This is a genomic window from Streptomyces sp. NBC_00012 (genome assembly GCF_045040875.1).
Lineage (GTDB): Bacteria > Actinomycetota > Actinomycetes > Streptomycetales > Streptomycetaceae > Streptomyces.
Genome location: NZ_CP108309.1, coordinates 4,329,420 through 4,342,806 on the forward strand (window position 1 = coordinate 4,329,420; position 13,387 = coordinate 4,342,806).

General features: G+C 70.1%; 11 protein-coding genes and 2 tRNA genes. 4 read left to right on the forward strand and 9 right to left on the reverse strand.

The window, feature by feature from the left end; genetic code table 11:
* Nucleotide 1 precedes the first annotated feature (1 nt).
* The 3 genes from OHA19_RS19920 to OHA19_RS19930 all read right to left on the reverse strand — a co-directional run bounded on the left by OHA19_RS19920 (nt 2) and on the right by OHA19_RS19930 (nt 2,778).
* Nucleotides 2–973: a bifunctional MaoC family dehydratase N-terminal/OB-fold nucleic acid binding domain-containing protein gene (locus tag OHA19_RS19920; RefSeq protein ID WP_405753284.1), complete on the reverse strand. Its 972-nt coding sequence runs from the start codon at nt 971–973 to the stop codon at nt 2–4.
* A gap of 14 nt (nt 974–987) precedes the next feature.
* Nucleotides 988–2,229 (reverse strand): acyl-CoA dehydrogenase family protein, encoded by a 1,242-nt coding sequence (locus tag OHA19_RS19925; protein ID WP_405753286.1) that lies wholly within the window; start codon nt 2,227–2,229, stop codon nt 988–990.
* A gap of 237 nt (nt 2,230–2,466) precedes the next feature.
* Entirely contained in the window at nt 2,467–2,778 is a 312-nt protein-coding gene (locus tag OHA19_RS19930; RefSeq protein WP_405714760.1) for a hypothetical protein, read from the reverse strand.
* A gap of 345 nt (nt 2,779–3,123) precedes the next feature.
* Between OHA19_RS19930 and OHA19_RS19935 the strand changes: the two genes are divergently transcribed.
* Nucleotides 3,124–4,002, forward strand: a complete 879-nt coding sequence (locus OHA19_RS19935) for a bifunctional DNA primase/polymerase (RefSeq protein ID WP_405714758.1) — start codon at nt 3,124–3,126, stop codon at nt 4,000–4,002.
* Between the two features lie 99 nt (nt 4,003–4,101).
* On the opposite strand, the gene OHA19_RS19940 is transcribed toward OHA19_RS19935, so the two are convergent.
* The 5 genes from OHA19_RS19940 to OHA19_RS19960 all read right to left on the reverse strand — a co-directional run bounded on the left by OHA19_RS19940 (nt 4,102) and on the right by OHA19_RS19960 (nt 8,467).
* Complete coding sequence (locus tag OHA19_RS19940; protein WP_405714756.1) at nt 4,102–5,694, reverse strand: ABC transporter substrate-binding protein; 1,593 nt, start codon at nt 5,692–5,694, stop codon at nt 4,102–4,104.
* 689 nt (nt 5,695–6,383) lie between these two features.
* Nucleotides 6,384–6,521 carry a hypothetical protein gene (locus OHA19_RS19945; RefSeq protein WP_405751025.1) on the reverse strand — a complete coding sequence of 46 codons (138 nt, stop codon included), beginning with the start codon at nt 6,519–6,521 and terminating at the stop codon, nt 6,384–6,386.
* 54 nt (nt 6,522–6,575) lie between these two features.
* Nucleotides 6,576–6,650 (reverse strand) — tRNA-Trp (locus OHA19_RS19950).
* A 122-nt stretch (nt 6,651–6,772) separates the two neighbouring features.
* Nucleotides 6,773–6,857 (reverse strand) — tRNA-Ser (locus OHA19_RS19955).
* A 125-nt stretch (nt 6,858–6,982) separates the two neighbouring features.
* On the reverse strand, nt 6,983–8,467 hold the full coding sequence (locus OHA19_RS19960) for a S1C family serine protease (protein ID WP_405751027.1): 1,485 nt from the start codon (nt 8,465–8,467) through the stop codon (nt 6,983–6,985).
* A 254-nt stretch (nt 8,468–8,721) separates the two neighbouring features.
* Here OHA19_RS19960 and OHA19_RS19965 point away from each other — a divergent pair, with 254 nt between their 5' ends.
* The 3 genes from OHA19_RS19965 (at nt 8,722) to OHA19_RS19975 (ending at nt 11,335) form a co-directional block, all read left to right on the forward strand.
* On the forward strand, nt 8,722–9,555 hold the full coding sequence (locus OHA19_RS19965) for a glycerophosphodiester phosphodiesterase (RefSeq protein ID WP_405714750.1): 834 nt from the start codon (nt 8,722–8,724) through the stop codon (nt 9,553–9,555).
* A 53-nt stretch (nt 9,556–9,608) separates the two neighbouring features.
* Nucleotides 9,609–10,244 carry an ATP-binding protein gene (locus OHA19_RS19970; protein WP_405714748.1) on the forward strand — a complete coding sequence of 212 codons (636 nt, stop codon included), beginning with the start codon at nt 9,609–9,611 and terminating at the stop codon, nt 10,242–10,244.
* A gap of 125 nt (nt 10,245–10,369) precedes the next feature.
* A complete protein-coding gene (locus OHA19_RS19975) occupies nt 10,370–11,335 on the forward strand; it encodes a DUF5926 family protein (protein ID WP_405751030.1) in 966 nt (321 codons plus the stop codon).
* Between the two features lie 950 nt (nt 11,336–12,285).
* On the opposite strand, the gene OHA19_RS19980 is transcribed toward OHA19_RS19975, so the two are convergent.
* On the reverse strand, nt 12,286–12,963 hold the full coding sequence (locus tag OHA19_RS19980) for a bifunctional DNA primase/polymerase (protein ID WP_405751033.1): 678 nt from the start codon (nt 12,961–12,963) through the stop codon (nt 12,286–12,288).
* Between the last annotated feature and the right edge of the window lie 424 nt (nt 12,964–13,387).

Below are 13,387 nucleotides of genomic sequence, written 5' to 3' on the forward strand. Positions count from 1 at the left end.
CTCAGCCCTCACCTCCCCGGAAGACCGGAAGCTCCAACTCGGGATCCATGCGCAGGAATTCCAGCCGTACCGGCATTCCCGGCCGCACCTTGTCGTACGGCACGCCGACGACGTTGCTGACCATCCGTACCCCCTCGACCAGCTCGATCAGCGCCACCGCGTACGGGCCGCCCGCCCCGTCGGCGGCGAACGCGGGGAAGGGCGGGTGGTGCATCACCACATGGCTGAAGACGGTGCCCTCGCCGCTCGCCTCGACCGTGTCCCACTCCTGGCAGCCGCACGCGTTGCAGCCGGGCAGCCAGGGGAAGCGCAGCGTGGCGCACTCGCCGCACCGCTGGATCAGCAGCCGGTGCTCGGCGACGCCCTGCCAGAACCCGGCGTTGTCCCGGTTGATCACCGGCCTGGGCCGCCGGCTCTTCCCGCCGCCGCTCGCCGTCCGCTTCGCCTTCGCCGGGGTGTACTTGAGGATCCGGAAGCGGTGCGTCCCGGCGGGTTCGCCATTCGCCCGGACGTCCATGCGCGTGGTGACGAAGTACCCCGTCCCGAGCTTGGTGGTCTTGAGCTCCGAGATTGATTCGATGACCGCGTCGAAGGTGATCCGGTCCCCGGGCCGCAACGGCCGCAGGTACTCCTGCTCGCAGTCGGTCGCGACCACCGAGGTGTATCCCGCGCCGTCGAGCAGGCCGAAGAGCTCGTCGTACGCCGCGGAGCGGTCGGTGTGCCCCGACAGGCCGCCCATCGTCCACGCCTGGAGCATCGTCGGCGGAGCGACCGCGTCCGGCCCCGAGTACGCGGGGTCGGTGTCCCCCATCGCCTCGCACCAGTGCCTGATCATCGGCTCGTTGACCGGGTCCTTGCCGGCACCCGCGGTCGCGGCCGCCCGACCCTCGAACTCCTTGAGCCGCCCGTGGAGCCCGTCCGGCCCCTCGAACTCCTTGAGCCGCCCGCGGAGCCCGTCCGGCCCCTCGGGCACTCCCGTCCCGGCCGTCACCGCCTGCCCCGCTTCATGCCGAGCCGCATCGTCGCGACGATCTCCCGCTGCACCTCGCTCACCCCGCCCCCGAAGGTGTTGATCTGCGCCGCCCGGTTCATCCGCTCCAGCTCCCCGTCCCCGAAGGCGCCGGGCGAACCGCCCCGCACCATGCCCGTCTCCCCGGTGATCTCCTGGCACATCCGGTACACCTCGACGGCGCTCTCGGTCCCCGCGAACTTCACGCCGCTCGCCTCGCCCGGGGCCGGCGAACCCGCGCCGACATCCCCCACCAGACGCCAGTTGAGCAGGCGCGTAGCCGCCAGCCGGGCATACGCCTCGGCCAGCCGGGCGCGCACCCACGGCTCGTCGGCCGGACGCCCGCCCGTCACGGGGTCGCGGTTGCGGGCGTGCGCGAGGGCCGCGTCGTAGAAGTCCTCGGCCTGCATCCCGATCGCGGCGAGGGCCACCCGTTCATGGTTCAGCTGATTGGTGATCAGCCCCCAGCCGCCGTTCTCCGGACCCACCAGGTTGGTGGCCGGCACCCGTATCCCGTCGTAGTAGGTGGCTGTCGTGGTGAGCCCGCCCACGGTCTCGATCGGCGTCCAGGAGAATCCGGCGGAATCGGTCGGTACGAGGATGACCGAGATGCCTTGATGCTTGGGCGCGTCCGGATCCGTACGGCAGGCGAGCCAGATCCAGTCCGCGTTCTGGGCGTTGCTGGTAAAGATCTTCTGCCCGTCGATCACCCAGTGCCCGCCGCCCTCGGCGGCATCCGGGCGGGCGGCGTCGGATCGGGCAGCGTCCGAGCGGGCGCCGTCCCCGCGGTCCCGCACCGCCCTGGTGCGCATGGAGGCGAGGTCCGTACCGGCCTCGGGCTCGCTGTAGCCGATGGCGAAGACGAGGTCGCCGCTGAGGATCCTGGGCAGGAAGTACGCCTTCTGCTCATCGGTTCCGTACTTCATCAGCGTCGGGCCGACGGTGTTGAGGGTGACCATCGAGACCGGCACCCCGGCCCGGTACGCCTCGTCGAAGAAGACGAACTGATCGTCCGCGCCGCGTCCCTGGCCGCCGTACTCGACGGGCCAGCCGAGTCCGAGCATCCCGTCGGCACCGATCCTGCGCAGGATCCGCCGCTGCCCGGCCGGGTCCTCGGCCCCCGGGGCCGTACCCGCGTCCCTCGCGGGCATCACCTCGCTGAAGTACGTGCGGAGTTCGGCGCGCAGCTGTTGCTGGCGTTCCGTCTGGGCGAGGTGCACGGCGGGCTGCCTCCCGGACACGGGGCGTACGGATCAGGATTTCTGACTGTCCGTCAGATCTATGTCCGCTGTCAAGGTCGACGACACCCCCGCGGGGCCCGCCCGCCCCCCGAGACCCACCTCCTCCGGCAACGTGAAACGGTCCGCGCAAGGGCGCCGAAGCACCCTCGCGCGGACCGTGTCGCGTATCCGTCCGGTCCTGGCCCGACCCCCCGACCGGCCATGACCGGCCACGGGTCACCAGAGGTTGGTGAAGTTCACCGCGACGTTGTCGTTGTCCTGGTCGACCACGGTGAACCCGGAGCCGTTCACCTGCGCGGAATTGCTCTGGTTCGACGCCCCGGCGCCGACAGCCTGCTGCTGGGACGTGGACGAGTTGCCGAAGTTGTCGCCGCCGACACCGCTGCCGACGACCGTCGCAACGGCCGCGTTGGATCCGTCGTTCGCGAACGAGCCGCTGTCGGCCTGGGCCACACCGCTGAAGAGCGCGGCGGCAAGGGGCAGGGCGGCAACAACGGCGAGGGCACGAGCGGTACGGATGCTTGCCATGTCAATTCCTCCAGGAACCGGAAGTACGGCTTGTTCCGAGGCAGTTGGCCGACCGCCCCGGTATTGGTCACGACGTCGCGAGACCAGAGTTGCCCACCGGATCCCCCGCGAACCACACACTCGGCCCGATTCCCCCGCAGGCGTGAGGAAGCGCCGATAAACCTTTACGCGCCCCAAAGCCCCGGCTCACCCCCGCCTGCGCCCCACCGTGGAACCGCCGGGGAGCCACCGGGAACCGGCCCGCCCGCCCGGCCACGCCCCCCAAGAGGAGAAGCGTTCCGGCGGCCGGGCCCGCCGGCGCCACACCCTCTTCCCCTTCTCGAACACCTGAACGAAAATAGGGCTATGGCCATCACCGACCGGCAGACCGCCACCCTGGCCCTCGCCCACGCGCTCTCCGCCGCCGAGCGCGGGCTCCCCGTCATCCCGCTGACCGCCCGCAAGCTCCCCGCGCTGCCCTCCCCGCACCGGAACGACGACCGCCGGCTCAGCTGCCGGGGCGCGTGCGGCCTGCCCGGGCACGGTGTCCACGACGCCACCACGGACCCGGCCGCCGTACGGGCCCTCTTCGCCGCCGCTCCCTGGGCCACCGGCTACGGCATCGCCTGCGGCCGGCCCCCGCACCACCTCATCGGCATCGACCTGGACGTCCAGACCCCGGGCGACGACTCCGCCGCATCGCTCCGGCGGCTGGCCCTGCACCACCTGTTCACGATCCCGCCGACCGTCACGGTCCTCACCCCGAGCGGCGGGCGGCACCTCTGGCTGACCGGCCCGCCCGGCATCCCCGTACCGAACTCCGCGAGCCGTCTGGCCCCCGGCATCGACATCCGGGGCACCGGCGGCTATCTGGTGGGCCCCGGCTCGGTCACCCCGCACGGCCGCTACCGGCTGGCCCCGGGCACCGCCGGCCTGCCTCCGGCCCCCTGTCCCCGCGCGCTGCTGCGCCTGCTCATGCCTCCGGCGCGCCGCCGGCCCGGCACCGGGCGGCCGGACCGGGGCCGGGGGCTGGTCCGCTTCGTCCTCGCGGCGCGCGAGGGCCAGCGCAACACACGGCTCTTCTGGGCGGCCTGCCGCGCCTACGAACACGGTTACGGCGACGCCCTGGCGGACGCCCTCACCCACGCCGCCGTCCGCACCGGCCTCACTGAACGCGAGGCCCGCGCCACGATCGAGTCGGCGGCCCGCCTGACCACGACAGCACCGGAAGCGACGGAGAACTGAGGGCTACGGGGATGGCAGGTCCTGCCCGGTGGCTACGGGGATGACAGGTCCCGGCTGAGGGCTGTCCCGTAATCCCTGGCGGGCGTGCGACGACAGCCCTCAGGGCGCGGTGCTGAGCTCCCAGAACCGGAAGACGGTGGACGTGTCCAGGCAGTTCTGCAGACCCCGGACGTTCTCGTTGGCGACCGCGTACTGCTTTCCCTGCCAGAGCGGCAGGAGCGGCAGCTGACGCGCCACTATGTCCTGGAGCTTGATGAACGGCGTCCGGGTGCTGGACCGGTCGGTCATGGATGAGGTCTGCGGGATGATCTGCTTGGTTATGTCGCTGTTCTCGTAATTGTTCGACAGGACGTTTCCGTCACCGAAGAACGGCTGGGTGAAGTTGTCGGGGTCCGGATAGTCAGGAACCCAGCCCTTGACGTAGACGCCGTACTTGCCCCGGGCGATGCCCTTCTCGTACTCGTCGAAGGGGACGGACCTCATGTCGGCGTCGAACAGCCCGCTCTTGTTCAGCTGATCGGCGATGGTCTCGAGTTCGTCGTCGGTGGCGGGGCCGTAGCGGCTCGGCGTGGACCAGAGGGTGATTCGCACCTTGTCGGTGATTCCGGATTCCCTCAGGATGCCCTTGGCCTTCTGCGGCTGCGGGCGGTCGCCGTAGGTGTTGAAGAAGGAGTTGCCGTGCCCGGTGATGCCGACCGGGACGATCGAGTAGAGCGGCGTCGCCGTGGACTGGTAGACCTTGCTGACCAGGGCGTAGCGGTCGACGAGATACGCGATGGCCTTGCGCACGGCGAGCTTTCCGACCACCGGGTCGTTCATGTTGAAGACCATGTGCTGGACCTCCGCGCTGCTGCCCTGGACGACGTCGATGCCGTCCTTCTCGGCGGTGGGCGAGGTGTCCAGGGCGGCGATCGTCTTGGCGGTGAGACCGCGGTACGCGATATCGACGTCGCCCTTCTCCAGGGCGGTCTTGAGCGCCTGCTGATCGCCCTGGAAAAGCTTCATCGTCACGCCGGAGTTCTTCACATCGGCGGTCCCGTGATAGCCCGAATAGACCGAGAATTCGGCTTTCGTCTTGCTTATGGAGTCCAGTTTGTAAGGACCGGAGCCGACCGTTTCGCCGCCCTTGAGCAGACTGTCCTTGGGATACACCCGGCGGTCCACGATGGAGCCGGCACCCGATGCGATCTTGCTCGGGAACGTCGCGTCGGGAACCTTGAGGCGGAATACGACGGTCTTGTCGTCCGGGGTCCTGATCGACGAGATGGTGGAGAGCAGCGGCGCCGGGCCCGCCGGGTCGTTGATCTTGATCGCCCGGTCGAAGGAGTACTTGACGTCCGCCGAGGTGAGGCTGTGGCCGTTGCTGAACTTCAGCCCGTCGCGCAGGGTGCAGGTGTAGGTCCTGCTGCCGTCCGAGAAGCCGCACTCATCGGCGGCCTCCGGCACCGGTATGGAGCCCCCGGGCGGGAAACTCAGCAGCGACTGGAAGACGTTGTTGAACAGCAGCCAGGATCCGGGGTCGTACCCCGCGGCCGGATCGGTCGCCAGGATGCCGTCGGACATGCCGACAACCATCGTGTCCTTGCTCTCGAATGGCCAGATCTGGTCCTCGGAGCCGCAACCCGACAGCAACAGCACCACAGCCACTCCGCCGGAGATCAGGGTGGCCGACCGCCTCGTACGAACCTTCACAGAACGTGCCTCATACTCTCGGCCGGGATGTGGGGCCCCCGGACAACCGGATCAGGTCAGGTACTACTGCGAACGTCGCGACCGTCCAGCACTGTCAGCCCGGCCGTGCGCGGTGGTGCGGACCGAAAGCCTGCCTGGACATGGTGTTCACCAGGGTTCTTCGTGGTGACCGACTGCCGAATGACAGCTGATCAACGACGAAGGGCAGACCATGATCGGTCCCGTGGTGCTTTGACAATCTAGTAGTACGCAGCGCTGTGTGGTGGCACATCTTGCGAGAAGAATCGTCACTCACAGTCGGTACCACGGGCGTAAATGGCTGGTATCCAACCGTGCCGCCCGACCGCTCTCCCCGGACGTCGCGGCTACGTCCCTGATCAGCGAACTCGCCACGGACAAACGCCACTTGACCCACACGGCCGCACGGTCGCGCAATCTCCCGCACTCCGTCCGGAACCGTCCGCCCGGAACGGCGCTCCCCCGCGGCCATACCCGGCAGAACGGCGAACTCCGGGGCACGGCATGGGGAAACTCACAGAAACGCACATGCCGACGCCACTCGACCGGATCGGCAACCGACGGAAGGCGACCGGCGGCTGGCAGCCGGCGACTGGTGACTGGTGACTGGGCGGGCGTAACCCCCTTACCTCGCCCAGCGTTGAGCTTCGCCCCCTCCAAACTCTGCCTGCCTACAGCTGGAAGTACTCCGACATCATGTGGCTGACCCATTCCGGCTGCTCGATGTCCACGGGGCAGAACTCCGCCATCGCCGGCTTCAGGTCGATGACCGGGGTCCCCGAGACCGCGTCGAGGCCCACCACCGTCAACTCGCGCCCGTGGACGGACGCGGCAGACCCGCCTGATACAGCCGGGCGGCAAGGCAGAACCGGCCGGATTCGAACCGGCGTCCTCGCGATTGTGGAGACCGCGCGCGACGACCTCTGCGCTACGGCTCCGCCCCGTCCGCCATCCTAGGGACTCCCGCTGCTGCCGGGGTGCCTGTGCCCCTGCCGTGCCCGATCGGACAGAACTGACAACGGCCCCCGACCGATTCACCTGGTCAGGGGCCGTTCATCTGCGGTGGGTGTGGGATTTGAACCCACGGTGACTCGCGCCACGACGGTTTTCAAGACCGTTCCCTTAGGCCGCTCGGGCAACCCACCCCTGCTCCGCCCACCTGTGACGGAGCGCCTACAGCGTACCGGTAGTCGGCCGTCGTCCGGATGCGCGGGAGGGCCCCGCAGGCGCGAGGCCCTCCCGGAGTCGGGCGCCGTGGCCGATCGGCCGGTCAGCTGTCGCCGTTGCGCTCCCCGAGGGTGACCTCGGCCGTCGCCGTCCGGCCGTCGCGCTTGTAGGTCAGCGTCACCCGGTCGCCGGGCTTGTGGGTCCAGATCTCGCCGATCAGGGTCGGGCCGCTGTCGATCGCGGTGTCGTTGAACTTCGTGATGACATCGCCCGCCTCGAGGCCCGCCCGGTCCGCGGGGCCGTCCTTCGACACGGCCTCCGTACCGCCCGCCCCCTGGTCGGAGATGACCGCGCCGCCGGTCTTCTCGTCCATGGTGACCGTGGCGCCGATCACCGGGTAGACCGGCTTGCCGGTCTTGATCAGCTGCTGGGCGACGTTCGTCGCCTGGTTGATCGGGATCGCGAAGCCGAGGCCGATGGAGCCCGCCTGAGTCTGGCCGACGCTGCTGCCGGTCGACTGGATCGCCGAGTTGATGCCGATGACCGCACCGCGGGCGTCGAGCAGCGGGCCACCGGAGTTGCCCGGGTTGATCGAGGCGTCGGTCTGCAGGGCGCTCATGTACGAGTTGCTGCCGCCGGAGCCGTCACCGGAGGCGACCGGGCGGTTCTTCGCGCTGATGATGCCCGTGGTGACCGTGTTGGACAGGCCGAACGGGGCGCCGATCGCGATCGTGGAGTCGCCGACCGCGACCTGGTCCGAATTGCCGAGGGACAGCGGGGCGAGCCCGGACGGCGGATTCTTCAGCTTCAGCACGGCGACGTCGTAACCCTGCGCCCGGCCGACCACCTCGGCACCGTACTTCTTGCCGTCGGAGAACGTCGCCGTGAGCTGGCCGCTGTCCGCCGCGGAGGCCACCACGTGGTTGTTCGTGAGGATGTGGCCCTCCTTGTCGTACACGAAGCCGGTGCCCGTGCCGCCCTCTCCGTCGCCGCCCTGCGCGTCGATGGTGACCACGCTGGGCAGCGCCTTGGCCGCCACGCCCGCGACCGTGCCGGGATCACGCTTGAGGTCCTGCGGATTGGCCGGGGACGAAACCGTGGTCGAGCCGGAGCCGCCGTTGTGATCGGCCGCCCAGAAGCCGAGGGCGCCGCCGATGCCGCCGGCGATCAGCGCCGCGGCCGCCACCGCCGCCACCAGGCCGCCCATGCCGCGCTTGCGCGGGCCTTCGGAGGCGTACGGCTGGGGCTGTGCGCCCCAGACCGGACCGTCACCGCCGGCACCGTGGGACGCGTACGCGGGCACGGCGGGCGGGGGCGGGGGCGGCCAGTTGGCCTCGGCGGCCGACTGCGGTGCGTGAGGAGTGGCGTGGGGGTAGGGCTGGGGCTGAGGTGTGTGGGGCGCCTGGGGAGGCGCGGTGGGCGGCCCGGCCGCCGGGGCCGGAGTGGGCTCGGACGCCGGGGCAGGGGTGGGCTCGGGCGGGCTCCCGGGCGACCCCTGAGGAGCATCGGCCGGCACTGGAGGTGCGGACGGAACGGACGGAACGGCCTCGGCCGCAGTGCCCTCGTTGCCCTCGTTCTCTGTGCTCACAGCTCTTTACTCCTCGGTTCCACATCAATTTCGGCAAGAGATCCGCTGTGTACGTGTAAGACAACAGCTTTTCCCAAGGCACGTCAGGCCACTGTAAGCAGGACCTGTGCATCCGCACACCAATCTTTACATCGGTCAAAACGGTCCCCGGGTACAAGACGCACCGCAGGGTGCTCCGCAGCCTCGCCCCGGGTTACGCACTTGCGCCGCACGACGTGTGCACAGCGGTCACCCGGCGGTGACACGATGACGCGGTGACCCACGCACGGCAGCAATCCACGCACCACCCCATCCAGGTCATCGCTCACCGGGGCGCGTCCGACGACGCCCCCGAGCACACGCTGGCCGCGTACCGGAAAGCGATCGAGGACGGCGCCGACGCCCTGGAGTGCGACGTACGGCTCACCGCTGACGGCCACCTCGTGTGCGTGCACGACCGCCGGGTGAACCGCACGTCCAACGGCCGCGGCGCCGTCTCCGCCCTGGAGCTCGCCGATCTCGCGGCCCTCGACTTCGGCTCCTGGAAAGACCGCGAGGAGTCGGAGTCCCCGGACTGGGATCCGGTGCCGGGGGAGCTCACCTCCGTACTCACCCTGGAACGCCTGCTCGAACTCGTCGTCGAGACCCGGGCCGCCGGGCGTCCGCTCCAGCTGGCCATCGAGACCAAGCACCCCACCCGCTGGGCGGGCCAGGTCGAGGAGCGGCTGCTCCAGCTGCTGAAGCACTTCGAGCTCGACGCGCCCCCGGCCGACGGCCCGTCGCCGGTGCGCGTCATGAGCTTCTCGGCGCGCTCGCTGCACCGTGTCCAGGCCGCGGCCCCCACGCTGCCCACCGTGTATCTGATGCAGTTCGTCTCGCCACGGCTGCGCGACGGGCGGCTGCCGGCCGGGGCCCGTATCGCCGGCCCGGGGATGCGGATCGTACGCAATCACCCCGGATACATCGACCGGCTGCACCGCGCGGGGCACCGCGTGCACGTCTGGACGGTGAACGAGCCGGCGGACGTCGAACTCTGCGTAGGCCTCGGCATCGAGGCAATCATCACGAACCGTCCTAAACAGGTTCTGTCACAACTGGGACGCTCTTAACATCAGTCACACGGAGTGCACCGGCGCATTCGAACCGTATTCGATCGTTACGAGTGCGTCACCGGCAGTCCATTGGCCGGTTTCCGGTCCAGTCCAGGGGGGCATTCACTCCGTGGCGTGGGGCGAAGGAGGTCTCGGGGGTGGCGTTGGTGGTGGCACAGGAAGTGCCCACGTCGTCAAGCATGGCCGTACCCCATGGCCCTGCGGGCGTGGGCCAGGCGCGGCACCGGATGCGCGAGCAATTGCGCAGCCACGGGGTGTCGGATTCGGTCGTCGACGATGCAGTACTGATTCTTTCCGAACTGCTCAGCAATGCCTGCCGGCACGGCAGGCCACTGGGCCGGCACACGGATGTGGGTGACGGCGACGTCCGCGCCGCGTGGCGCGTCGACAGAACGGGTGGTCTGACCGTCGAAGTGACGGACGGCGGCGGTCCGACCCGCCCGGTCCCAGCCACCCCTTCGGTGACGGCGCGCGGCGGCCGCGGGCTCAACATCATCAGCGCACTGGCCGACGAGTGGGGCGTACGCGACAGCTCGTCCGGTGAAGTGACCGTCTGGGTGCTGGTCAACGAGGGACACGGGCAGCAGTCCGGGGTGCCGGGCGTGGCAGGGCCGAGCATGCCGGGAGCAGGTGTTTCGGGGCTCGACGCGCTGGGTTTCGCGGACGCCTTCGACGACGTGGGCTGACGTTCCGGCACGGACACCGAACACCGGGGCACGCGGGGGCGCGTCGGCACTTGTGTCCCGGACGCGACGGGGGCGGCTAGGCTCGCGGCCCAGACCGCACTGTCGCAATCGGGAGAAAGCCCACCATGGCCAAGAAGCGCCCTCAGACCAAGGCCGGGAAGCAGCAACTCAAGGATGGCGAGATCCCGGTGGTCGGGGCTCGCGAGCCCTGCCCGTGCGGTTCGGGCCGCCGCTACAAGGCATGTCACGGCCGCGCCGCCGCCCAGGCCGTGACCGAGCTCGTCCACCGTCCCTTCGAGGGACTGGCCGGCGAGTGCGACTGGGTCGCCCTGCGCGAACTGGTGCCCGCCGCCACGGTGACGCTGACGCTGAAGGACGGGCTGCCCGAGGGCGTGCCCTCAGTGACGCTCACGACCGTTCTGCCGATGGCCTGGCCGGCGCTCCGCCGCGACGACGGGTCGGTGCTGCTCGCCCTGCAGAACGACACCCCGTCGGGTGACCTCAGCCGCGACCTCGCGGACACCCTGCTGCGGGCGCTGGCCGCCGAGCCCGGTTCGCCCGTGGCGGCGCAGCGCGTGCCGGCCGACGGCCCCCGGCTGCAGGACGTGCTCGACCCGGATGCGGCGGTCGAGCCGACCGTCCACTCCGGCTTCGAGTTCTGGGTTCCGGACGCGGACAACGCCACGCCCGAGGTGTCCGCCTCCCTGGAGCGCGCGAACGAGGCGGCGATCCCGACGACCCGGCTCGCCGGTGTGGACGCCGCCTACTGGTGCGAGACCCCGGAGAAGAACCACCTTCGCTGGGTCATGCCGCACGCCGAGGAGCGGCTGCTCGACGCGCTCGCCCGGCTGCACGCCGCCGGCACCTCCTCGCTGGGCGAGGGCACCAGGCTGGTCGGCTCCTTCCGAGCGCACGGGCTGATGGTCCCGGTCTGGGACCTGCCGAGCGCGATGGGGGCCGAGGAGTGCGAGAAGCCCGCGGCGGAGTTCGCGGAGCGACTGACCGAGGTGCTCGCTTCGGACGCACCGCTCACCGCGGAGGAGCGGCGGGCCCGCGGCGGGCTCACCAACCGCCAGGTGACCCTCAGCTGACGGTGACGAGCCCCGGGCCCGGCGGGCCCAATAGGTGACTCGCGTCACAACTCCCCGTACTCGCAGGTAAATCCCTGTCCGAATACGCGAGATCGAATTTGCGAACGGCAGATCTCTTGTTACCGTTCTAGAAGCCCGGTCGCTGGTGCATCCCCCGTCGCCAGCGATCGGGCATCCTCATTTCCGGATACGGCGCACAGCGCGCAACGCGGCGCACGAGCCCGCGCACAAGCCCTCGTCGATACGCCCCGGCTCACCGGACACGACGGCTCGCGCCCCCGTACCCACGACCACCTGATGCCGCCCCGCGCTCTCACCTCACCCGCCCCGCCCCACGCCCTCGCCTTGCCCGCGACGGCCGGAAGCGCTTACCAGACGGCGGCACGGGAGGACTCGACCCCCGCCAGGACCGATCGGTCTCGGACAGATACCGGTCCCGGGCACCGGACGCCCGGGACCGGATCCCCGGCGTCGGACGATCTTCGCGAATACCGCCGACGCCTCCGCCGCACACCAGAAATACTCGAATGAATATTCGATAAATCCAGTCCGAAGCGTTCCGGAAAGGTCATCAGAAAGCCTTCCGCCGCCGCACTTTGCAGTACGGGGAAGCGGAAGGCTTTGCATTTGCGGGGGCATGAACCGAGATCGGATCCAGAGCAGTAACCGAGGTCATATCCGGGGTCGCACCGAGGACACATCCGCGACCGCATCCGGGGTCGTACGCGATGCCGCATCCGGGGTCGTATCCGACACCCCGTCCAGGGATGTATGCGGCATCGGGAAACCGATCACCCGGATAGTGACGAGCCTCACCCGTCGGCTTCACATGAGTATCTGACGGTCCGCCGGATATCCCGGCGAAATACCGGGCCGACGCGACTCACCCCGGCCCTCCGCCGGCACGACTCAGCCAGGTCCTCCGCCGGTACGCGAGACTCCGGCACCGGTCAGTACGCGAGCCGGCTGCCACCGTCCGGTGCGCCGCTGCTCGCCTCGACCAGCGCGTCCAGCACCGTCCCCACATCCGGCAGCCACGGCGCGTCCGGTGCCGGGGCCCGCTCCCAGCGCACCTGCCCCGCCCCCACCTCGGACGGCGGGAGGACGAGATAGCCGCCCTCGCCGTGGAAACGCAGTGAACTGGGCACCCAGTCCTGGGCGTGCAACAGCTCACCGAGCCGTTCGAGGCTGTACGGGGCGACCAGCAACGACCACCGGGTCGGCGTCGCCACCACGGGGCCGAGCCGCACGCGCATCCGGTCCAGCTCCACCAGCGCGCGGGCGGCGGCCACGGCCGGCAGGCTCAGCGCGCACGGGGCGCGCCCGCCGGTGGCCAGGAGGATCGGGGCGGTGGGCCGGTTGGTCCACCACCAGCGCACCATGCGCTCGTCGGTGGTCGCCGCGAGGAGACCGGGGTCGAAGGGGTGCGCGCCGGGCACGGCGCACTCGGGATCGGGACAGGCACAGCCGCGGCCACGGTCACCGCGGGCACCGGCTGCCTCCAGCCTCACTCCGGGCAGCACGGGCCACTGCCATGCGGTGGCACAGGTCAGGGCCGCGTCGAGCTGGGCGGGCCTTCCTCTGCGCCGGAGCCGGAGCCTGCGTCGCCTTCCGAGGATCTCGCGCATGAGCGCTCGTTCCTTTCCGTTGAACGCCGAGGGTCCACATCGCACCACGTGCGAGTTTCCGTACGTGTACATCACTTCACTGTGCGTACATGCTCTTCGAATCTGCGGTACGGGTGGGTCGTCGGTACCGAGCATGGGCCGAGCCGAGTCGAGCAGGTGCGAGACGGGTCCGGACGGACAGGTCCGGACAAGCACGGCGAGGAGCAGCGCGCATGTCACGCCTGCCGTACCAAGGTGCAAACCCCGCCACTCGGGGGTGGGGGCGTGGCCGTCACTGGAGAGGACGTCCGGGCCCACTGCCGGGTTCCGGGGCGATCAGAACTGCCCCTGGCCTTCATCGATTACGTACCCAGCATGCCCGAAATGACGCTCCTCCGGGACTTCACCCCGAGAACACCCCCTGTTCGAGCACACCCAGTCGACC